Source organism: Yoonia maricola (assembly GCF_002797915.1).
Classification (GTDB): Bacteria; Pseudomonadota; Alphaproteobacteria; order Rhodobacterales; family Rhodobacteraceae; genus Yoonia; species Yoonia maricola.
Genome location: NZ_PGTY01000001.1, coordinates 150,580 through 173,094, shown reverse-complemented (window position 1 = coordinate 173,094; position 22,515 = coordinate 150,580). Strand labels below are relative to the sequence as shown.

Genomic DNA, 22,515 nt, shown 5'->3' with positions numbered 1-22,515 from the left:
TAATACTGTGAAACCCCTTGTCACCGCCCTTACCCTGCTGCTTGCAATTTGCAGTGCCGCACATGCCCAATCGCGGCAAGAGATCAGCTATGGCCCTGATCCAATGCAAAACCTGGATGTTTATTTGCCACCTAATCCGGAAGCCGCGCCAATCCTTGTGATGCTGCATGGTGGGGCTTGGCGCATCGGTGACAAACGCAATCGCGACGTCTGGCAATCAAAAGTCACGCATTGGCTGCCGCAGGGTTATGTTTTCATTTCTGTCAACACGCGCCTGTTACCTGACGCCGACCCTGTCATGCAGGCCCAGGATCTGGCGATGGCCCTTGGTTTCATCCAACAGAACGCGGACCGCATCAATGCTGACGCGGATCGTATTGTTTTAATGGGGCATTCCGCAGGTGCGCATGTTGCAGCACTTCTGGCCACGCGTGATGATATCAAAGCGGCTGCTGGTCTGGCACCTTGGCGCGGCACGGTGTTGCTCGATACCGCAGCACTTGACGTCGCCGATATGATGCAAGACGAACCGGCCCCCCTTTACCGCCGCGCTTTTGGATCTGATGACGCCTTCTGGCGCACGGCATCCCCTGCGGCACATCTTGATCGGGGTGACGGGCCATTCTTGATTGTCTGCTCCTCCCAACGGTACACACCTTGCGCGGCAGCCCAAACATTCCAGCGTGACGCAAGACAAGACGCCGTGGCGGTGGTGGTGTTGCCGCAAAACCTGTCGCACGGGCAGGTTAATGCGCAGTTGGGGCAGCCAAGTGCCTATACGCAAGCGGTCAGCGGATGGATGAACACGGTGCTTGACTGACTTGAAACAAGCAGGCTCCGGTCTAGTTCGCCCGCTATGTTTGAACCAACTTATACCGCTGCATTATCACGCCTGAACACCTTCACGCCGCAGGCTGGACGCGACTACGCCAACAAGCGCAATTATGATGATGTGGCGCATGTATCGGCTCTGTCACCCTATATCCGTCATCGGATCATCACCGAGAAAGACGTGCTGCAAGCCACACTTGCCCGTCATAGCCCGCAGGCGGCCGAAAAATTTATACAGGAAGTCTATTGGCGGACATATTGGAAAGGCTGGCTGGAAATGCGGCCCGGCGTTTGGGCCATGTATCGCGCCGATCTTCAAGCGGCACTGAACCGGGTGCAAACCGAAAGCGGGTTGCGGCACGAATGGGAAGCCGCCTGTAAAGGTGAGACGGGCATTGATTGCTTCGATCATTGGGCCAAGCAACTGACCGAGACAGGCTATCTGCACAATCATGCGCGGATGTGGTTTGCCTCGATCTGGATTTTTACACTGCGGCTGCCTTGGACGCTGGGCGCTGATTTCTTTATGCGGCATCTGCTCGATGGCGATCCGGCGTCGAACACGCTGTCTTGGCGCTGGGTCGGTGGATTGCAGACGATTGGCAAGACCTACCTGGCACGGCCCGACAACATCATAAAATATACCGAAGGGCGGTTTCGGCCGAAAGGACTGGCAACATTTGCAGCCGCTTTGGAAGGCACACCGCACCCGGATCGCGGGCCATTGCCAGTCTCGGGTGAAATTGATTCAAATGTGCGTACAGGCTTGTTGATCACGGAAGAAGACTTATCGCCGGGCTGGCTGTTACAGCAGTTTCGATCTAGGGCAACTGCAACCTTGCTGGCGACACCGCACCGCAGCCCGCTCGCTATGAATGACAAGGTGAATAAGTTTACTCATGGTGCGTTGACAGACTGTGTCAACCGTTACGCCGAGCAGCTTGGAACGGTGACTGATGTCACCCCGGAAACACTTGATGCATGGGCCAAAACGCATGATCTTGATCAGATCGTTACGTCATACTTGCCGATAGGCCCAACACGCGATGCGCTCAAAAACGTCAAGCTTGTCGAGGTCATCCGTCCTTATGATGCCGCCGCCTGGCCGCATGCGACCCATGGGTTCTTTCGGTTCAAAGAGAAGATTCCCGGCCTTTTAGGCAAGATGCAGAATAAAGCGGCTTGAACCGCGCCATGGCTGCACTCAAGCGCCTAAGAGCCAGGTATCCAGCGTTTTCTTCAGTGTAGCCCAGTCTGTGAATTCCTTATCTTCATGAGGATCGACCTGTTCATTCTTTTGCGATGCGATCCAGCGCATCGCCCATGACTTGAAAAAATCATACTCCGAGAACCGGAACGCGCCGGCCACATGCATCACCGTTGGTGGCGTCCAGCCGGTCTTTTTAGCAAAGCGGTCTACGCATGCGGTCAGCCCGGCCCATTCGTCCGCATCCGTCCCCGCAGCGGTCAAAGACACAGACAGAAAGGCGGACCTGACTTGCGCAAGCGCGGCAGCCTTGCTTTTAGCAAGGGCGATCAGTGGTTTTTGATATTTGCCACCGTGCACAGACCCGGCCAGCAAAACCGCATCAAAGCGTGCAAGTTCGGCGTCGTGGGCATCTTTTGCCCCCACCAACTCTACCGAGTGCCCCTGCCCGTTCAGATAGTCGGCAGCGTAGCGGGCAATCTTGCGCGTCTGCCCTTCGGTGGAGGTATAGGCGATCAGGATATTCATCGTGATACTCCTTATTGCTGAACAGAGCATAGCAATAAGGATGGACCTCAGAATTGATGCAAATCAGTTGACACCGGTCTTAGCCCGCCTTGCGCAGACCGCCTGCCGCCCAACTGCGGCAGGCCTCTCCAAAGGCTTCGAAAAGCGGGCGCGACACCGGATCATCGGCGGCGTTCCACTCTGGGTGCCACTGCACCGCCATCGTAAAACCGGGGGCATCGGCGACATATATCGCCTCTGGCGTCCCATCTGGTGCGTGTCCGTCGATCACGATACGCGGCCCCGGTTCTTTGATCCCCTGCCCGTGCAGCGTGTTGGTCATCACCTTGTGGCTGCCGAAAACGCGGTGGAATGGTCCACCTTCGGTCAAAGTCACTTCGTGGCGCAATTCAAACTTCTCTTCCAACGTCCCATCGGGGGGCATGCGGTGATTATCACGCCCCGGCAGGTCACGGATTTCAGGGAAGAGTGAGCCACCCATCGCAACATTCATTTCCTGAAAGCCAAGGCAGACACCCATCACAGGCTGGCCCGCCGCCACACATGCCCGGATCAAGGGCAACGTAATACGGTCGCGCTTGCGTTCAAACGTCCCATGTGCGGGGGTTTCTTCTTCGCCGTATTCTTCTGGGTGCACGTTCGGGCGCCCGCCGGGAAAGAAAAACCCATCGCAGGTTGTCATCAGTTCGGCCACCGTCATCAAGTCCGGCTCTGCGGGAATGATTATCGGTAAGACGCCAGACACTTTCGACAAAGCGCTGACATTCATCGCCCCTGCGCCTTGCACAAGGTATTCTTCGTTGATCAGATGCGAGTTTGAAATGATGCCAACAACAGGCCGCGACATGGGTGGTCCTTTCAGATTCCACCTTATCTAGCGTCCATTCAGCGACATGAAAAGATCGGCGGGCGCACAACGCTGCCCACAAATGCGCACATGCTGCTTTCTTGGGCAGCATGTGCGCGGCTTTTACGCTTCGCCTGCAAAACCGGCGGCTTCGATCCCCGCCATGGCAGCAACCACATCGTTGTCCGAAGTGTCACCCGTCACACCGATAGCACCGATGACATTGCCCCGCTTGTCACGGACAAGCACACCACCCGGCACAGGCACAACCTGCCCACCATAGACACCATTGACCGCTGCCATGAAGTAAGCCTGCTGTTCGGCGCGCGCCATCTGTGCGGTGCCTGCCATGCCCAGCATGATCGATCCATAGGCCTTGCCATGCGCAATGCCAAACCGCCCTGGCGCGGCCCCATCGGACCGCTCAAACGCTTTGACGTGCCCGCCTGCGTCAAGGATCACGACCGAGAGCGGCTTGAACCCCATCTCATCACCCTTGGCCAGGGCTTTGCGGATAATGGCACGGGCCTTGTTCGCTGAAATTTCAGCCATCTTTGTTTCTCCCTCTGAAATTCAATGGTTACGCTGCGCTTTTAATTCAAGACGGCGCTGATGCAGGACGGGTTCGGTATAACCAGACGGCTGGATGCGGCCTTTGAATACCAGATCGCAGGCGGCCTGAAAGGCGATCCCGGTGAACTCCGGCGCCATCGGGCGATAGGCCGGATCTCCAGCGTTTTGACCATCTACAACAGCGGCCATCTTACGCATCGCTTCCATCACCTGCTCCTCACTGACGACCTCATGGTGCAGCCAATTGGCCAGTGCTTGGCTGGAAATCCGGCAGGTCGCGCGGTCTTCCATCAGGCCGACATCATTGATGTCAGGCACTTTGGAGCAGCCAACACCTTGGTCGATCCAACGGACCACATAGCCAAGGATACCTTGGGCGTTATTCTCAACCTCTTTGATCTTCTGCGCGTCCGTCCAGCGCTGATACTGCGCCAGCGGGATATCGAGAATAGAGGACACATAGGCCCGCCGCCCGCCTTTCAACAGCTTGGCCTGCACGGCCATCACATCCACCTTGTGGTAATGCAATGCATGCAGCGTTGCCGCCGTGGGGCTTGGGACCCAAGCACAGTTGGCCCCCGATTGCGGGTGGCCGATCTTTTGTTCCAGCATTGCTGCCATCATATCCGGCATCGCCCACATGCCTTTGCCAATCTGCGCTTTACCGGAAAAACCACACTCCAACCCGATATCAACGTTTTGATCCTCATAAGCGCCAATCCACTGCTTGCGCTTGATAAAGTCCTTGCGGCTAAATGGCCCGGCCTCCATCGATGTATGGATTTCATCGCCCGTACGATCAAGGAAACCAGTGTTGATAAACGCGACCCGCGACTTGGCGGCGCGGATACACTCCTTAAGGTTTACGGTCGTGCGACGTTCCTCATCCATGATGCCGATCTTGACGGTGTTTTCGGGCAAGCCCAGCGCGTCCTCGACCATGCCAAAGATATCGTTGGCCAAGGCGACCTCATCGGGTCCATGCATCTTGGGCTTGACCACATAGACCGAACCATGGGCCGAATTGCCGCCATCACGTTTTAGGTCATGCATCGCGATAAGAACTGTGATCATCGCATCCATCAGCCCTTCGAACACCTCATCACCATTGGCATCAAGGATCGCAGGGTTCGTCATCAAGTGCCCGACATTACGGATCCACAGTAGCGCGCGGCCCTTTAGGGTCAGATCTGTCCCATCAGGAGCAGTATAAGTGATGTCGTCAGCCAAACGGCGGGTCATGGTCTGACCGCCCTTTTGGAACTCTGACGTCAGATCACCCTGCATCAGGCCCAGCCAGTTTTGGTAGGCTTCCACTTTGTCTTCGGCATCCACGCACGCGACGCTGTCCTCGCAATCCATGATCGCAGAAACGGCACTTTCAAGGCGTACATCGGCCAGCAACGCCTGATCCCGGCTGCCGATGGGGTGCGCGCGGTCAAAGACCAATTCCACATGCAGCCCGTTGTTCCGCAGCAAAACTGCATCAGGTGCCTTAGGGTTGCCACGGTAGCCCACGAATTTTTCAGGTTGGCGCAAAGGATTATCATCGACCAACAAAGCACCATCATGGATATGATAGCGCGACACATCGGCATGGCTTGTTCCTTCAATCGGGAACGCCTCGTCCAGAAAGACGCGTGCGCGGGCCACAACGCGTGATCCGTGGCCACGGTCATACCCGCCCCTGGGCGGCAGCTCGCCCATCGCATCGGTGCCATAGAAAGCATCATACAGGCTGCCCCAACGGGCGTTGGCGGCGTTCAACGCGAAACGCGCATTGGTGATTGGCACAACTAGCTGCGGGCCGGGCACCGTTGCAATCTCGGGGTCGACATTGGTTGTATCGATGGCAAAGTCATCGCCCTCTTGCACCAGATAGCCAATCTCGCGCAAGAACGCCTCATAGGCGGTACGATCCAGACCTTGCCCGCGGCGTTCGACATGCCATGCGTCAATCTGGGCTTGCAGCTCTTCCCGCTTGGCAAGGGCCGCGCGATTGCGCGGTGTCATTTCAGCGACCAGCCCGGCAAAGCCCGCCCAAAATGTGTCGCTGTCAATGCCGGTGCCATCCAACGCCTGCTTGTCGATGAATTCTGCCAGTTCCGTGGCGACCTTCAGACCCTGCTTTTCGATGCGATCCGTCATGATATGCCCTTTGCGTCAAATGTCAGTATACCGCAGCACACGAAAGCTGCGTCGCACAGGAGTTAGTGTGAATGTTTCCGATAGGCAACAAACTGTGGTTCATTTTGTCTGTGATGGGTCAGTCGCAGCTGTCTTGCGCCGAGATTTGCAGCGCTCTGAACAATAGCGCACCTCATCCCAGACCTTCGCCCACTTCTTACGCCATGCAAAAGGACGGCCACAGGTAGAGCAGGTTTTCTGGGGCAGATCGGCTTTACGGCGCATCCTTGGCATGAAACGCAAAATATGGCGATGACGACGTTTTTCAAAAACTTTGACCCAAAATCGTTGTAAGAGTCTGGCACGCCCCGCATTGGCAGTGGCGCATGACGCTCCCCCGACTTACCCTATGGTCAGCCATAAAAGGATCATCCCATGCCAGATGCAGCGCCGGACACCATCTATCTTGCCGACTATCAGCCACCGGCGTATTTGGTTGATGACGTGCATCTGACGTTTCACCTGCATCCAACAAAAACGCATGTCATCTCGCGCATCGCATTTCGCAAGAACCCTGATGTGCAGGACGGACGCTTTGAACTGCATGGCGAAGAACTGACCCTGCTCTGGGCCCGGATCGACGGGCAGGACTGGAAACCATTTGTAACAGACGGGATACTGACGGCAAGCGCGCCGACCGAAGCGTTTATCTGGGAGGCCGAAGTTGAAATAAATCCATCGGCAAATACAGCGCTGGAGGGACTTTATATGTCGGGTGGTATGTACTGCACCCAATGTGAAGCCGAAGGGTTTCGCAGGATCACATACTATCCGGATCGCCCTGATGTTATGGCCAAATTCACAGTTCGTATCGAAAGTGGTCAGCCTGCTACTTTGTCGAATGGCCAAAAAATATCCGGCGATGGTCCACATCCTGTCCTGCTGTCGAATGGCAATGCGACAGGCGCGGGTGAAGGTTGGGCCGAATGGCATGATCCATGGCCCAAGCCTGCCTATCTTTTCGCATTGGTCGCGGGCGATCTTGTCGCTCACTCTGATACTTTCACAACCCGCTCTGGCCGCGACGTTGACCTGAATATTTGGGTTCGCCCCGGCGCCGATGAGGCAAAATGCGCCTTCGGGATGCAAGCGCTCAAGAAATCCATGACATGGGATGAACAGGTCTATGGCCGGGAATATGATCTGGACCTGTTCAATATCGTTGCGGTCGATGATTTCAACGCAGGTGCAATGGAAAACAAAGGCCTGAATATTTTTAACGCCTCCGCCGTCCTCGCTTCGTCCGAAACCGCCACTGATACGGATTTTGAACGGATTGAGGGGATTATCGCCCATGAGTACTTCCACAACTGGACCGGCAACCGGATCACTTGCCGTGATTGGTTTCAGCTGTGTCTCAAAGAAGGCCTGACCGTGTTCCGCGATCAGCAATTCACCAGCGATATACGCAGCCAAGCGGTTAAACGTATCGACGATGCCATAGTTCTACGCGCTTATCAGTTCCGCGAAGACAACGGCCCACTAGCGCACCCGGTACGGCCGGAAAGCTTTGTCGAGATCAACAATTTCTACACCGCAACAGTCTATGAAAAAGGGGCTGAGGTCATTGGCATGCTCAAGCTGTTGGTCGGCGATGATGCCTATACCAAAGCGCTTGATCTCTATTTCACACGGCATGACGGGGATGCAGCCACGATCGAGAACTGGTTACAAGTGTTCACTGACACCACAGGGCGCGATCTGTCACAGTTCAAAAAGTGGTATGCGCAAGCAGGCACACCACGTCTGACGGTTCGTGATGAATACGTGGATGGCATCTACCATCTGCATCTGCAGCAAGCGACACCGGCCACACCGGAACAGAACGTGAAGGAACCTTTGTTGATCCCTGTCGCGATTGGTCTGCTGGATGAAAACGGTGCCGAAGTTCTGCCAACGACCGTGTTAGAACTGACGGAGGCAGAGCAGACATTTACCTTCGACGGCCTTGCCAGCAAACCCATCCCCTCAATCCTGCGCAACTTTTCTGCCCCTGTGATCGTCACCCACGACAAAACCAACACAGAGCGGGCCTTTCTTCTGGCCCATGATACTGATCCATTCAACCGATGGGACGCAGGCCGCATGCTGGCCCAAGACGTGCTGATGCTGATGGTGCGTTACGATGCAACGCCCGATGCGGCATTCCTTGATGGGCTGGCGGCGGTGCTACGCGATGACACGCTCGACCCGGCCTTCCGCGCACTTGTATTGCGCCTACCCAGCGAAGAAGACACCGCACAAGCGCTGTTTGATGACGGCGATACGCCAGACCCCACAATGATCAACCGGGCACATGAAACACTAAAGCTGCATATCGCGCAGCACCTGCAAGATACGCTACCACGGATTTATGCAGATATGGCGGTGACCGGTCCCTATACCCCCGATGCAGAACCTGCGGGCAAACGCGCGTTGGGGAATGCCGCGTTGGCCCTGATCAGCAAACTGGATGGCGGCAAGCAAGCCACCCTACAATTCGCCAATGCTGACAACATGACCCAGCAATTGGCGGCGTTACGGGCTTTGTTGCAGATCAGCAAAGGACAGGATGCGTTGGCTGCTTTCGAGGCCCAATGGCAGCATGACAGGCTGGTCATGGACAAGTGGTTTGCATTGCAGGTCAGCCTCGCCGCCCCAGAAGCCGCAGCGGACACGGCCCAGCGCCTGACGGAACACCCGGCTTTCGATATCAAGAACCCCAATCGCTTTCGCTCAGTCTTTGGTGCTTTGAAGGGCAACACGGCCGGTTTCCACCAAAGCTCTGGCACGGCATATGCGCTGTTGGCGGACTGGCTGATCAAGCTTGATAAGCTGAACCCGCAGACAACGGCCCGTATGACGGCCTCTTTTGAGACATGGCAACGCTATGATACTGATCGTCAAGGCAAAATGCGTGCGGCTCTCACCCGAATCGCACAAACCCCAGGACTGTCCCGTGATACCAAAGAGATGGTGACCCGCATCTTGGGCTGATCTTTGCCGAAAGATCGCACCCATTGCCGCAAGCTTTTGCCGTTATCAAGCTGTCATCATTCTGTCGTGGAACCGTTACGCATCGCTGCGCATTGATGCGCTATGGAATATCGCATTGACCCGCTGATCGCTGAACGCGCCCCGTGGCTTTACAGTGATCGCCCCGGCACCCGTATCGCCAAAAGGTGCCTGCACCGCCTTTTGGGATATGATACCACCGTTCATATTGCCAAATCATTGGAACACGCCCCCTCTGATCAGATCATGGGCACGATGGCAAAAAAGTTGTCACATATGGTCGAGGCCACTGGTTTGGGGCATATCCCCGCACACGGTCCGGCGCTGATTGTCGCCAACCACCCGACCGGCATTGCCGATGGGATTATCCTGAACGGTTTGATCGCAGCCGCCCGCCCTGATGCCTATTTCTTTGCCAATCGCGATATCCTGCGGGTGTTTCCTCAAATGGATACGATGATCGCCCCTGTCGAGTGGCGCAAAGAACAGCGCAGCCATGCCAAGACCCGCGAAACCATGGCCTATGTGCGCAAAGCGACCGACGCAGGACGCCTTGGTGTGATTTTCCCGTCGGGGCGCTTGGCCAAACGGCGTGGTCTGCATCTGCATGAGCGGCCCTGGATGGCATCCGCCGCGATGCTGGCACGCAAATTCGATCTACCTGTGATCCCGGTGAACATTCAGGCGCGGAACTCGGCCCTGTTCTATCTTTTTGATCTGATCCACCCGACGCTGCGGGACATCACCCTGTTTCATGAGACGCTGAACAAAGCACGCCAACCCTTCCGCGTGACCGTAGGTGAACCGATTTCGGCAGCATCAATCCCACGCAATTCCGAAGAAGGCATCGCAATGCTGCGCCGCGCGACGCTTGCCTTGGGTGGTAAGCACGCCCCGACCGTCAACCTCGTCTCAACATCCCGCGCCTTGGCCCGCACCGCACCTGCGAAATAGGGCGTGCATGTTCCCTTGAAGCTGGCAGCGCCTTCTTTTAAACGAAGGCCAAGCCAGACAAAAGGATGCACCTGATGCTCGACCTCGCCTATACAGCCCCTGCCCCCAAAGTGATCAGTGGTGCGACCAGTGATTGGGAACTGGTGATCGGTCTTGAGGTGCACGCGCAGGTGGCGACGAACGCCAAGCTGTTTTCTGGCGCATCCACGCTCTTTGGCGCAGAGCCAAACAGCAACGTGGCATTCGTGGATGCGGGAATGCCCGGCATGCTACCCGTGATCAACGAAGGCTGTGTGGCGCAGGCTGTCAAGACTGGGCTGGGTCTGAATGCCGAGATCAACTTGGTCTCTGCCTTTGATCGTAAGAACTATTTCTACCCTGACCTGCCACAGGGTTATCAGATTTCTCAGCTATATCATCCCATTGTCGGCGAAGGCGAAGTGCTGGTCGAGATGGGCAATGGCGAGGCGCGCAATGTACGCATTGAACGTATCCATCTTGAACAAGATGCGGGTAAGTCCATCCACGACATGGACCCAGCAATGTCTTTTGTCGACCTGAACCGCACGGGCGTGGCACTGATGGAAATCGTCAGCCGTCCCGACATTCGCGGACCAGAGGAAGCAGCAGCATATGTGCTGAAACTGCGCCAAATCCTGCGTTACTTAGGCACGTGCGACGGCAACATGCAAAATGGCAACCTGCGGGCGGATGTGAACGTATCTGTCTGCCGTCCCGGCGATTATGAGAAATACTGGGAAACGCAAGATTTCAGCCACCTCGGCACCCGCTGCGAGATCAAGAACATGAACTCGATGCGCTTTATCCAAATGGCGATCGATCATGAGGCGCGCCGGCAGATCGCCCTGATTGAGGACGGGCAAGAGGTTGTACAGGAAACACGTCTCTATGATCCGGACAAGAACGAAACCCGCTCGATGCGGTCCAAGGAAGAGGCGCATGATTACCGCTACTTCCCTGATCCTGACCTGCTGCCGTTGGAGATTGAGCAGGCTTGGGTCGATGACATCAAAGCGTCCCTGCCCGAACTGCCCGACCAAAAGAAAGCGCGCTTTATCGCTGACTTCGGCCTTTCCGACTATGATGCCTCTGTTCTGACCGCAGAGGTGGTCAATGCCGCATATTTCGAAAAGGTTGCCGAAGGCCGCGACGGCAAACTGGCTGCAAACTGGGTCATCAACGAACTCTTTGGGCGGCTCAAAAAAGAAGATCACAGCATTGAGGAAAGCCCTGTAGCGGCCAGCCAACTAGGCGAATTGATCGGGCTGATCAAGGCAGGCGACATCAACGGCAAGATCGCCAAAGATGTCTTCGAGATATGCTACACAACAGGCCGCGACCCAGCAGAGATTGTCGAAACCGAAGGCATGAAGCAGGTCACAGACACCGGCGCTATTGAGACGGCGGTAGACGAAATCATCGCCGCCAACCCCGCACAAGTGGAAAAAGCGCAGGCCAATCCGAAGCTGGTTGGCTGGTTCGTGGGTCAGGTGATGAAAGCAACCGGCGGCAAGGCAAACCCTGCGGCAGTCAACCAGATTGTGTCAGCCAAACTGGGGCTTTAACCCACGCGTATAGAATAGATTGGCACAATGGCGCCAATTTGATACACCACATCCGGTGGAATGAGGGTCAAGTCATGAGCTATGAGTATAAAGTCGTACCTGCGCCAGCGCGTGGGCTGAAAGCGAAAGGTATCAAGACCTCCGAGGATCGCTTTGCGCATGCATTGGAAACTGCCATGAACGAACTGTCGTCCGATGGGTGGGAATACCTACGCGCAGACACGCTCCCCTGCGAGCAACGCGAAGGCTTGATGGGCAAAACGACTGTGTTCCAAAACATGCTGGTCTTCCGCCGCACCAAAGTGGCTGCGAAGGCCACGCAGCAACCGCCGCGCCCCCCTGTAGCTGCCCCTCGCCCGGTGGCCGCGCAAGAACCGATGGTCCAGAAGAAAATCGTGGCAACGGCAGCGCCTGCGGCACCTGTCAGCCAAGCCCAGCCAGCGCCTGAGAAAAAGCAGGGGCCTTCGCCCGACTTTGCTGCCGAATAACTACTGAATATCAATAGCAAGGGCGTGGATGCGCCCAATAATATCTGTGCCCAAGGCTGTGTGGATCGCACGGTGACGCGCGATGCGCGACATATCGTCCAAAGACGCGGCCTTGATCACGATCCGCCAGTGGCTTTCGCCTGAGCCGTCATCGCCAGAATGGCCTGCGTGCAACGCACTTTCATTGATCACATCGAGGTGCTGTGGCGAAAGGCTGCCCAAAGCGTCACGAATTTCCGTTTCAAGTGTCATTATTTTCCATCTGCCCTCTTCAATCTCTGGTTCCAGAGTTTATTGTATCGTCTCCGACTCTGAAAGGTAACGCGCTCCATGAAGAAAGATGATCCCTTTGGTTTCGACATGTCCGTGTCGAGTTCGAAGAAAAAGAACCCACGCGGGCGGCGTGGGATGTCCGGCGCGTCCGAAACGTCAACGCGGGTTTGCGACCATGAAGGTTGTCAGGAGGCAGGCAAGTACCGCGCACCGAAATCACCTGACGTGCTGGATGATTTCTTTTGGTTCTGCCAGCAGCACGTGCGCGAGTACAATCTGAAATGGAACTTCTTTGACAGCACATCAGAGGCAGAGCTTGCCGCGCAGATGGACAGTGACCGCGTGTGGGAACGCCCCACAAAGCCGTTCAAACGCACTGTGGAAGAGGCCGCATGGGCGCGCCTTGGGGTCGATGATGCGCATCAGGTATTGGGCGAGAACGCGACCCGCAATCCGGGCCGTGGTGCGGCGACAGGCCGTAAGCTGCCGCCGACCGAGCGCCGCGCTGTCGAAATTCTGGAAGCCAAGGACAACATGTCCAAGCAAGAGATTCGCAAAGCTTACAAGGCGCTGATCAAAGTGCTGCACCCCGATATGAACGGCGGCGACCGCAGCCAGGAAGAACAGTTATCAGAGGTTGTTTGGGCCTGGGATCAAATCAAGGTCAGCCGTAACTTCCGCGACAAAGACTAAAGGCGCCCGAAGGCGCCTTTTACAATTCTCTGACGTTCACTATCGGCTTAGTCGCGATGGTAAAGCTGCGCACGTGACAATCTGCTCAGTTGTGATGTGGCACTGCGATGCGCTTCTCTGCCAATCCCAAATGCCCGCTCTTCTTCCAGAAATGACATCAGGTAATGTGCGCCGAAAGTCGCAGCGAACCAGATCGCTGCCAACCATGGCTTCGCGATGAAAGCAGACGTCACGATCAGCGGGGCCTGTAACGTACCGTCAAACGGCACTGTCAATGTGCCACCAATGACTGCGGCAATCAGCGTCACGGCAGCGCTGCCGACAATCGCACGGGCAGCACCCAAAGGCCCAGCATTTCCCATCCACCCGCGGGCAAGGTACAGGCCAACCCCCGCACTGATCGCGCCGGAGATTGCAACCCAATACAGATAGTTCGTTGGTTCAATGACCAATGTGTAAGGTGCCGCCAAGCCAGCCATTACCAATATGGCAACAATTGGCGCCGTCAGCACAACCACGACATAACCAAGCAGATAGGCTTTTTCGCCCTTCGTTAAATATAACTTTTGTGTCAACCGCTCAAACATCGCGTTAACCCCCACTAATACTCTTTATACGGTAAACATTTATACGGCAGCAGTACCGGTTGCCCCCACAAAAATGCTGTCATCGATAACATTTCGACCAAGATGAATTTGCCATAAATTAGACCATATCTCAAGAACAAATCGGCATTTTATCGCCTATTGGCGAACAAACCGCAGAAATACTTGCCTTTCTTTCACTTCTGGAAACCTACGTGAACGCAGCATGACTCATCTGTTAACCTTCCGTTTAGGAAGTGCTCGACATTTTACCGCATTGGCATCCTACGGATCGAATCAACGCATCAGCGCCTTTTATTGCGTCACGCATAACGCTGATCAGGCGCCCTCAATCCAATAGATCCAGAACGACCATACCAAACGGCCCTTTCCCTTGCAGCGCCGCGCTTTATGTTGCATCCCCACTCTGTAGGCGATTTCACGACAAAAAGGCACCAAAGATGGCGGACGGTATGACGGACATGCAAGCAAAACCAACCGAAGAGATTTCGGTCCGTGAAGTCTTTGGTATCGACAGCGACATGAAGATCAAGGGCTTCGCTGACCGGTCCGATCGCGTGCCTGAGATTGACAGCACCTACAAGTTTGATCCTGATACGACTTTGGCAATTCTTGCGGGCTTCGGCTATAACCGTCGCGTCATGATCCAAGGGTATCACGGCACGGGTAAATCCACCCATATTGAACAGGTCGCTGCCCGTTTGAACTGGCCTGCGGTGCGTGTGAACCTTGACAGCCACATCAGCCGGATTGATCTGATCGGCAAGGATGCGATCAAGCTGCGTGATGGCGTGCAGGTGACTGAATTTCACGAAGGCATCCTGCCTTGGGCACTGCGCAATCCCGTGGCCATCGTCTTTGACGAATATGATGCAGGCCGCGCCGACGTAATGTTCGTGATCCAACGGGTGCTGGAAGCCGACGGTAAGCTGACGTTGATGGACCAGAACGAGATTATTACGCCAAACCCCTACTTCCGCTTGTTTGCGACCGCGAATACCGTTGGCTTGGGCGATACAACCGGCCTTTACCACGGCACGCAGCAGATTAACCAAGCGCAGATGGACCGTTGGTCGCTTGTCGCGACGCTGAACTACCTCAGCCATGATGCAGAGGCTGCGATCATTCTGTCCAAGTCGCCGCATTTCAACACCGAAAGCGGACGCAAGCAGATCAGCCAAATGGTGACAGTCGCCGACCTGACCCGCACCGCATTCATGAATGGCGATCTGTCAACTGTCATGTCCCCCAGAACAGTGCTGGCTTGGGCCGAGAACACACGCATTTTCCAAGACGTAGGCTATGCCTTCCGCCTGTCCTTTCTGAACAAATGTGATGAACTGGAACGCCAGACAGTCGCAGAATTCTACCAGCGGTGCTTTGACGAAGAGCTGCCAGAGAGTGCGGCGAGCCTCAGCTTGGGGTGACACAAGGTGGGTCGTGACCCACCTTACAAAATAAAAAGTTTTCAAAATGCCTGATTGATAGGCGAAAAATTTACCGCCATGCTTGATATATGAGCGGTATGAAGACAATTGTGCGGTCCATTACTTTTACGTTGGCAGTGCTCAGCGGCCAAACGACCTCCGCGCAAACCTTTGATCCTGAACAGCAATTACGGACTTTTGCGGATTGCGCAGGACGTCTTTCGGCTGTGATGGAATATCAGTGGATGTTTGATGGCGCAGCTTCCGAACAGACCAAACGCCACCGTGCAGCCGTGATTGATCTGGTTGAGGCGACGATGCCACCCGATCGTGGGCGCGAAGTGTTGCATTGGCGCATCTCTGCGAAACTGGCGCAATCTGCCTTGCTGACCCGCGCGACGTTCAACGCAGACGCCGATGATGCCGCATGGGCGCTTGCGCAGGCGCAACGTTTCGAAAGGGCCTGTACCGGACTGCTTTTAAGCTAGTTACAACAAGTTTAAAGAAAACATGGGGTTGTCTTAATGTTGTCTGTTTTCTACCCATGATGCAGAAAAACGATTGGACCGGAGCAGACCCATGAAAATGAAGATTGGTACCCCCCTGCCTGATGATTACGTGGTCAACCATCAAGATCTGGCAGAAACAGCCGCGACTTTGATGGCCCACGCCCTGTTGCCGATTTTTGCAGAAAACATGACCGAAGAGGTCGCCAAGGCCAATGTCGAAGGCATTGTGACCGAGCTGGCCTATCTCTTTGATGAAGGTGAGATTGAACTGGGCGGCAAGATTTTCCGTCCACGCCTTGCGTTTGTTGACGAAACGGGTGCAATCCTGCCCGGTGCGGCCCAGTTGAACACACTCCACCAGCTTGCCGAAAACCCGTTCGAGATCGCACCGGAGGCGGGCATCTCCTTTGAAGAGCCAGAATTCGCAGAAGAGTAAGCCGGTGCCTCTGGCCAATGGGGTGTATCAGTTCTAGTTTGACATGCAGATCGCAGAAGGATTGTGCATGCAACTCAAGATCACATTTGCCTTGCTCGTGGCACTCAACGGCACATCCGCATTTGCTGATGCAGATAGCGAGGTTCTGTCTTGCTCTGCCCATTTTGAAGCACGGGCAACCTGGGGCAAAGCGGTCGGGGCTGATACCGGATACATTGACGGCATGGAACGGCGTGCAAACGTGTTGCTCGATGCGTATGAGACAGCCAATCCGACGCGCCAGCGATCCTCAGGGTTGTTACAGGCCGAGCCATATTACCTGGAAGGATCACGTCAAAGCCGAGACGCCGCGCGCGACCAGATGATCGAAGATACCATGATCTATTTTGCAGGGCTCGCACCGATGACCGGCCAAGCCCCTCTTTGCGCCGAAGACGCCATTTGTCAGGTCTGCTCTGATCTGTTGCGGAGCGTGATGGAATGAACAAACCAACCGACAACCCAGCCGATCCTTTCAAAAAGGCATTGGCAGAAGCCACCAAGGTTATGGCGGATGACCCCGAATTGGCGGTTACCTATTCGGTCGATCCTGCAGGCCAGACCTCTGACACGATCCGCCTGCCCCAAGTATCGCGCCGCATGACGAAGGACGAAGTGCTCTTAGCCCGCGGTACGGCTGATGCATTCGCACTGCGCCACAAATTTCACGATCCCAAAGTATCCGCTCGCTATATGCCGCAAGGCCAGATGGCGCAGGACCTGTACGAGGCGATGGAGACCGCCCGGATTGAGGCCGTTGGCGCCCAATACATGCCCGGCACCGCAGGTAATATCGATGCCAAAATCGGCACCGAGGCTATGCGCAAAGGCTATGACCAGATCAGCCAAGCGTCCGACGCGCCTTTGGCCGTGGCTGCCGGTTATCTCATTCGCCATATGGCCACGGGTCGCGACCTGCCCAAAGGCGCTGAAAACGTCATGGAGCTGTGGCGCGGATTTATCGAGGATCATTGCGGCGGGACTTTGGAAAACCTCACCGATACGTTGAACGACCAGCAGGCTTTCGCGAAATTTGCGCGCCAGTTGATCAGCGACATGGGTTATGGTGATCAATTGGGGGATGACCCTGACAACCTTGACGATGATCAAGAGGATGAAGCCGAAGAAGGCTCAGACGATGATCAGGAAGAGCCTGATAGCACCGGCGAAGACGACAGCGAAGGCGATGAGGCCGAAGGCACGCCAGAGCAGTCTCAGGAAGAACAACAGGACGCGAGCCAGGCCCAAGTCAGCATGGATGATCAGGCTGATGCGGAAATGGGCGAAGAGGCCGAGATGCCCGAAGGTGAAGCGCCTTTGGAGCCGCCTGCCCCGCAGCCGATTTCGGATGCTGATCCGGATTATAAAGTGTCCACCACAGAGTTTGACGAAGAGATTTCGGCCGAGGATTTGGCCGAACCCGTCGAGTTGGAGCGCTTGCGTGCTTACCTCGACCAACAGTTAGAACCGCTAAAGGGCGCTGTCTCTCGGCTGGCCAACAAACTGCAGCGCCGTTTGCAGGCTCAGCAGAACCGGTCTTGGGAGTTTGACCGCGAAGAAGGCATCCTTGATGCAGGCCGTCTGGCCCGTATCGTGGCTTCGCCCACCACGCCGCTGTCTTTCAAGGTCGAAAAAGATACTGATTTCCGGGATACGGTCGTCACCCTGCTTTTGGACAACTCTGGTTCCATGCGGGGCCGTCCGATTTCCATTGCGGCGATCTGTGCCGATGTCATGGCCCGCACGTTGGAACGCTGCGACGTGAAGGTCGAGATTTTGGGCTTTACCACCAAAGCGTGGAAAGGTGGCCAAGCGCGTGAAAAATGGCTGGCAGCGGGGCGCGAGGCAACGCCGGGACGTTTGAACGACCTGCGGCATATTATTTATAAATCAGCGGATGCGCCTTGGCGACGGACCCGGCCCAATCTGGGGCTGATGATGAAAGAGGGTCTGTTGAAGGAAAACATCGACGGTGAAGCGCTGGAATGGGCGCACCGCCGGATCGTGGGCCGACAGGAGCAGCGCAAAATCCTGATGGTGATTTCGGACGGCGCGCCAGTGGACGATTCAACTTTATCGGTGAACCCGGCCAATTATCTGGAAAAACACCTGCGCGATGTGATTGCCATGGTCGAAAGACGCAAGGCCGTTGAACTGGTCGCCATTGGGATTGGCCATGACGTGACCCGATATTATGAGCGTGCGGTAACGATTACGGATGTTGAACAACTGGCCGGTGCGATGACAGAACAATTAGCCAGTCTTTTTGACAGCGATCCGCGTAAACGCGCCCGTGTCATGGGAATGCGCAAAGCGGGTTAACCCCGTGCTTGCAGCTGACAACTGATGCCTCCGGCGGAAGTTTGATTGGACGAAGAAAGAGGTTTGGTTTCGCCAATGTTTCAAACGTTTGAAGTGCAATCTTCGCCTGATCAGGGCCCGCCACGGCTGGCGGCTTTGCGTACACTCATGGCGCAAAAGGGGTTTGATGTATTCTTGGTTCCACGGGCGGATGCGCATCAGGGCGAATATGTCGCCCCGCGTGATGCGCGGCTTGCGTGGCTGACGGGGTTTTCAGGGTCAGCGGGTTTTTGTGCCGTGTTGGCGGATGCTGCGGGTGTTTTCATTGACGGTCGCTACCGCGTTCAAGTGCGCGCGCAAGTGGCTGATGTGTTCACGCCCGTGCATTGGCCAGAGGTGCAGCTGGCCGATTGGCTGGCAGAGCAATTGCCACAAGGCGGGACCATTGCCTATGACCCTTGGTTACACACGGCCTCAGAAATTGCGGGGCTACGGGAAAAGCTGACTGCGTTGACCTTCACCACCACCGATAATCTGGTTGATGCAATCTGGGATGATCAACCTACCGCGCCGGACGCCCCTTTTACGGCCCATGCGCTTGAACATGCAGGTGAGACACATGCTGACAAACGCGCACGGCTTGCTGCGGATATGGATGAGACGGCCGCCGTACTAACCTTGCCCGACAGTATCGCGTGGTTGCTCAACATCCGCGGCACGGACATTGACCGCAATCCTGTGCCGCAGGCCTTTGCGATTTTATACAAGGATGGCCGGGTCGATCTTTTTGCTGGTGCAGGCAAGGCAGACGATATTCTGGAACATCTGGGGCCAGATGTGACCGTCCACGATGTTGATGCTTTTCTGGGTGCTCTTGGCGCATTGAAAGGGCAGGTCCTGATCGACAAACGCAGTTGCCCTGACAAAGTGGCGACCGTACTGAAAGAGGCTGGTTGCGATGTGATCGCAGGTCAGGACCCCTGCATCCTGCCGAAAGCTTGCAAGAACGATGCAGAGGTAGCGGGGGCCAAAGCCGCGCATGAACGCGACGCCGTAGCGATGGTGCGTTTTCTGGCCTGGCTGGATGCAATGGCACCGCAGGGCGGCCTGACAGAAATTGATGTGGTCAAAGCCCTCGAAGGGTTTCGCATGCAAACAAATGCCTTGCGCGACATCAGCTTTGACACCATCTGTGGTGCTGGCCCAAATGGTGCAATTGTCCATTACCGCGTCAGCGAAGAGACCAACCGACCCATTACAGAGGGTAATCTATTGCTGGTCGATAGCGGCGGGCAATACATCGACGGTACAACCGATATCACCCGGACAATGGCCATCGGTACGCCAACAAACGAACACAAGACCTGCTACACCCGCGTTCTGCAAGGCATGCTCGCTATCAGCCGCATCCGCTTTCCCAAAGGTGTGGGCGGTCAGCATTTGGATGCGCTGGCGCGCGCACCTTTATGGATGGCGGGACAGGATTATGACCATGGCACCGGGCATGGGGTGGGCAGTTATCTGAGCGTGCACGAGGGACCACAAGGCATTTACCGTCAGTCTGACGTGACCTTGAAAAAAGGGATGATCCTGTCGAACGAGCCGGGGTATTATCGTGAAGGCGCTTTTGGGATCCGCATTGAAAACCTGATCGTCGTGATCGACGCCCTTGCCCTTGCCGGAGCGGATGACCGCAAGATGCTGTCCTTTGAAACGCTGACTTATGTGCCTTTCGACAGGCGGTTGATCGATACTGCCCTCCTGACACATGCAGAACGGGACTGGATTGATCGCTATCATAGCGATACATTGTCACTTCTTGCTCCGCGACTGGATGCGCAGACGCGCGATTGGCTAACCGCAGCCTGTGCCCCGCTCTGACATCACACCGTCATTTAGCTGTTTTACGTTTGTCGGCGCGCCGGGTGCCGACAACCATTAAAGAAAAGGATATCGCCATGGCCGATCATATCAAAATCCGACCCGCAACGGGTACTTGGGTGGTCCGGGCAGCAGGCGCTGTGATTGGCGAAAGCACCAATGCGTTAGAGCTGGTTGAAGGCGACTATCCCGCGGTGATCTATTTCCCCCGCACCGACCTTGCCATGGCGTTTCTGGAGCCGACGGATATGACGTCGAAATGCCCGTTTAAAGGCGAGGCCAACTATTTCACGATCGAAGCCAAAAGCGGGCCGATCGCCAATGCGGCGTGGTCCTACGAAAACCCAATCGCAACGGTAGCCGCAATTAAGGACCATATCGCGTTCTATTCCGAAAAAGTCGCGGTCGAGCAGGTTTAAGAGTGTTCTTCGGCGGCAGTTTCTGACAGCGCGCGGTTCATCGCGCGCAACGCATCGACCTGAAACAGCGCGCCCCACAGTTCTGGCGGGGCGTCTTCACCTCCCAGTGTAACGACAGGGATGAACCTATGCCCTGCCCCATCAAAGATGGGCATCGCCTGCTCCAAGGTGGCATTACCGTCAACATAGATACCATCGCGGATCAGATCCCAGCACGCATCCTCGGCAGCCGCATTCTTGGCGTCCATTTTGCGCATGATGGAGGATACTTTGAACGTCGCCAACAAATACGCCTGTGGCCCCGCTGCCAGATGCACGTTGCGCCGTTCAAGCTGGGTTAGGAAGAAAGACCGGTCCACAAGGCGCGATGACAGCGCCGTTGACAACGACACGGCGACCATAACTGCAAGGCCCGTTTGCCAGTCACCCGTCAATTCAAACACAATCAGCGTTGTCGATATGGGCGCCCCCAGCACGGCAGCCGCCACAGCCCCCATGCCCGCCAAAGCGTAGAGCGTTCCACTGCCTGACACCGTGGGGAAAACGGCGGTCGAGATAATACCGAAGGCCAGCCCCGTCAGCGCGCCAACCATGAGCGAAGGTGAAAAGACGCCGCCCCCCATACGCCCGCCCATGGTGATCGCCACTGCTATGACCTTGAGGACGACAAAGACGATGGCTTCATGCAAAAGCAACTCTCCGGTCAGCGCCGCCGAAGTCGTCTCATATCCGACGCCAATAATATGCGGCCACCAGATCGCCAATCCACCCAGCAAGGCGCCCGCAATCGCTGGGCGCAAATAGCGGGGGATGCCGGTTTCGCGCTGAATGTAGTTGCCAAAATCCTCGGCCCAGAAGATCGACTTCATCAAGGCAACCGCGACAAGCCCGCACACAAGACCCAAGATCAGGAAGGCAGGCAACTCAACATAAAAGCCCAAGGCGTTTTGCACAGGTAAGGCAAACTCTGTCACATCGCCAAACACCAGCCGGTTGATGACGGTGCCGACAGCAGAGGCAATGACGATGGGGGCAAAGGCGTGTACGGCGAAATGACGTAACACGACTTCCAAAGCGAAAAGCGCGCCAGCGATAGGCGCGTTGAAGCTGGCAGATACCGCCGCCGCGACGGCGCATCCCAGCAAATCACGACCCGTAATCCCATTGGCGTTGATCCACCTGCAAATCCCGGTCGATATGACGGCAGCAAGGTGCACCACCGGTCCTTCACGCCCGGATGATCCACCGGTCGACAGCGTGATCATTGATGCCGCAGCCGATGCCAAACCGCGCCGCACCTCAACCCGGCCTTCAGACAGGGCCGCACCTTCGATCACATCGGCGACAGAACGCACGCGCCCGTCATCGGTAAAGCGATCCAGAATCAAACCAACAATCAGCCCGCCACAGATCGGGATCAGCAAAATCTGATACCAGTCCAGACCAGCGGCAAAGGAATGCAGGGTTAGCACATCATCCGTACCGTAGGCCGTTGTCTGGATAGCATAAATGCCAAGCCGAAAAAGCACGGCGGCACATCCGGCAGCAATCCCGATGGCCAAAGCAATAAACCAGAATTGAATTTGGTTAGGCCCATGGGTCTTCATCACGCGGGCGGCATCGCGGCACGCCAGTGAAGCATCAGCCATACCTTGCTGCAGCAACACTTTGACTGGCTTACCCATACAGTTGGCTTTCTTGTGCGCGGTTTGGCACGGTCGAAAATTTACAAAGGGT

The 22,515-nt window shown here is 56.0% G+C and carries 22 protein-coding genes; 14 read left to right on the top strand and 8 right to left on the bottom strand.

The window, feature by feature from the left end; translation table 11 throughout:
• The first annotated feature begins 7 nt into the window (after positions 1–7).
• Positions 8–820: an alpha/beta hydrolase gene (locus BC777_RS00925; protein WP_100366300.1), complete on the top strand. Its 813-nt coding sequence runs from the start codon at positions 8–10 to the stop codon at positions 818–820.
• 36 nt (positions 821–856) lie between these two features.
• Positions 857–2,017 (top strand): FAD-binding domain-containing protein, encoded by a 1,161-nt coding sequence (locus BC777_RS00920; protein WP_100366299.1) that lies wholly within the window; start codon positions 857–859, stop codon positions 2,015–2,017.
• Positions 2,018–2,035: 18 nt separating this feature from the next.
• On the opposite strand, the gene BC777_RS00915 is transcribed toward BC777_RS00920, so the two are convergent.
• The 5 genes from BC777_RS00915 to BC777_RS00895 all read right to left on the bottom strand — a co-directional run bounded on the left by BC777_RS00915 (position 2,036) and on the right by BC777_RS00895 (position 6,398).
• The gene (locus tag BC777_RS00915; protein ID WP_100366298.1) at positions 2,036–2,566 is read right to left on the bottom strand and encodes a flavodoxin domain-containing protein; all 531 of its coding nucleotides are present in this window, start codon (positions 2,564–2,566) and stop codon (positions 2,036–2,038) included.
• A 79-nt stretch (positions 2,567–2,645) separates the two neighbouring features.
• Positions 2,646–3,413 carry a gamma-glutamyl-gamma-aminobutyrate hydrolase family protein gene (locus BC777_RS00910; RefSeq protein WP_100366297.1) on the bottom strand — a complete coding sequence of 256 codons (768 nt, stop codon included), beginning with the start codon at positions 3,411–3,413 and terminating at the stop codon, positions 2,646–2,648.
• 123 nt (positions 3,414–3,536) lie between these two features.
• Positions 3,537–3,965: a GlcG/HbpS family heme-binding protein gene (locus BC777_RS00905; protein ID WP_100366296.1), complete on the bottom strand. Its 429-nt coding sequence runs from the start codon at positions 3,963–3,965 to the stop codon at positions 3,537–3,539.
• 21 nt (positions 3,966–3,986) lie between these two features.
• The gene (locus BC777_RS00900; protein ID WP_100366295.1) at positions 3,987–6,134 is read right to left on the bottom strand and encodes a malate synthase G; all 2,148 of its coding nucleotides are present in this window, start codon (positions 6,132–6,134) and stop codon (positions 3,987–3,989) included.
• Positions 6,135–6,233: 99 nt separating this feature from the next.
• A complete protein-coding gene (locus BC777_RS00895; protein ID WP_311135463.1) occupies positions 6,234–6,398 on the bottom strand; it encodes a DUF2256 domain-containing protein in 165 nt (54 codons plus the stop codon).
• 150 nt (positions 6,399–6,548) lie between these two features.
• Here BC777_RS00895 and pepN point away from each other — a divergent pair, with 150 nt between their 5' ends.
• From pepN to BC777_RS19480, 4 genes are all read left to right on the top strand, one after another.
• A complete protein-coding gene (pepN, locus tag BC777_RS00890) occupies positions 6,549–9,149 on the top strand; it encodes an aminopeptidase N (protein WP_100366293.1) in 2,601 nt (866 codons plus the stop codon).
• Positions 9,150–9,251: 102 nt separating this feature from the next.
• A complete protein-coding gene (locus tag BC777_RS00885; protein WP_100366292.1) occupies positions 9,252–10,121 on the top strand; it encodes a lysophospholipid acyltransferase family protein in 870 nt (289 codons plus the stop codon).
• 74 nt (positions 10,122–10,195) lie between these two features.
• The gene (gene gatB / locus BC777_RS00880; RefSeq protein ID WP_100366291.1) at positions 10,196–11,707 is read left to right on the top strand and encodes an Asp-tRNA(Asn)/Glu-tRNA(Gln) amidotransferase subunit GatB; all 1,512 of its coding nucleotides are present in this window, start codon (positions 10,196–10,198) and stop codon (positions 11,705–11,707) included.
• Between the two features lie 74 nt (positions 11,708–11,781).
• The gene (locus BC777_RS19480; protein ID WP_245834095.1) at positions 11,782–12,195 is read left to right on the top strand and encodes a DUF4177 domain-containing protein; all 414 of its coding nucleotides are present in this window, start codon (positions 11,782–11,784) and stop codon (positions 12,193–12,195) included.
• On the opposite strand, the gene BC777_RS00870 is transcribed toward BC777_RS19480, so the two are convergent.
• Positions 12,196–12,447, bottom strand: a complete 252-nt coding sequence (locus BC777_RS00870) for a BolA family protein (RefSeq protein ID WP_100366290.1) — start codon at positions 12,445–12,447, stop codon at positions 12,196–12,198.
• A gap of 78 nt (positions 12,448–12,525) precedes the next feature.
• Between BC777_RS00870 and BC777_RS00865 the strand changes: the two genes are divergently transcribed.
• Positions 12,526–13,161, top strand: coding sequence for a DnaJ domain-containing protein (locus BC777_RS00865; RefSeq protein ID WP_100366289.1), 636 nt, complete (start codon positions 12,526–12,528; stop codon positions 13,159–13,161).
• Between the two features lie 47 nt (positions 13,162–13,208).
• Here BC777_RS00865 and BC777_RS00860 read toward each other — a convergent pair whose 3' ends face one another.
• Positions 13,209–13,736, bottom strand: a complete 528-nt coding sequence (locus BC777_RS00860; RefSeq protein ID WP_168769034.1) for a hypothetical protein — start codon at positions 13,734–13,736, stop codon at positions 13,209–13,211.
• 470 nt (positions 13,737–14,206) lie between these two features.
• On the opposite strand from BC777_RS00860, the gene cobS reads away from it, so the two are divergent.
• The 7 genes from cobS to BC777_RS00825 all read left to right on the top strand — a co-directional run bounded on the left by cobS (position 14,207) and on the right by BC777_RS00825 (position 20,778).
• On the top strand, positions 14,207–15,193 hold the full coding sequence (cobS, locus tag BC777_RS00855) for a cobaltochelatase subunit CobS (protein ID WP_100366287.1): 987 nt from the start codon (positions 14,207–14,209) through the stop codon (positions 15,191–15,193).
• Positions 15,194–15,291: 98 nt separating this feature from the next.
• Positions 15,292–15,681 carry a hypothetical protein gene (locus tag BC777_RS00850; RefSeq protein ID WP_100366286.1) on the top strand — a complete coding sequence of 130 codons (390 nt, stop codon included), beginning with the start codon at positions 15,292–15,294 and terminating at the stop codon, positions 15,679–15,681.
• A gap of 91 nt (positions 15,682–15,772) precedes the next feature.
• Positions 15,773–16,138, top strand: a complete 366-nt coding sequence (locus BC777_RS00845) for a hypothetical protein (RefSeq protein ID WP_100366285.1) — start codon at positions 15,773–15,775, stop codon at positions 16,136–16,138.
• Between the two features lie 67 nt (positions 16,139–16,205).
• Positions 16,206–16,622, top strand: a complete 417-nt coding sequence (locus tag BC777_RS00840; protein WP_100366284.1) for a hypothetical protein — start codon at positions 16,206–16,208, stop codon at positions 16,620–16,622.
• Complete coding sequence (cobT, locus tag BC777_RS00835; RefSeq protein ID WP_100366283.1) at positions 16,619–18,499, top strand: cobaltochelatase subunit CobT; 1,881 nt, start codon at positions 16,619–16,621, stop codon at positions 18,497–18,499. Before BC777_RS00840 ends, cobT begins: the two co-directional genes overlap by 4 nt.
• Positions 18,500–18,574: 75 nt before the next feature.
• Positions 18,575–20,359: an aminopeptidase P family protein gene (locus BC777_RS00830; protein ID WP_100366282.1), complete on the top strand. Its 1,785-nt coding sequence runs from the start codon at positions 18,575–18,577 to the stop codon at positions 20,357–20,359.
• A 77-nt stretch (positions 20,360–20,436) separates the two neighbouring features.
• Positions 20,437–20,778 carry a DUF427 domain-containing protein gene (locus BC777_RS00825; RefSeq protein WP_100366281.1) on the top strand — a complete coding sequence of 114 codons (342 nt, stop codon included), beginning with the start codon at positions 20,437–20,439 and terminating at the stop codon, positions 20,776–20,778.
• Here BC777_RS00825 and BC777_RS00820 read toward each other — a convergent pair.
• A complete protein-coding gene (locus BC777_RS00820) occupies positions 20,775–22,463 on the bottom strand; it encodes a chloride channel protein (protein WP_100366280.1) in 1,689 nt (562 codons plus the stop codon). The genes BC777_RS00825 and BC777_RS00820 overlap by 4 nt on opposite strands.
• Between the last annotated feature and the right edge of the window lie 52 nt (positions 22,464–22,515).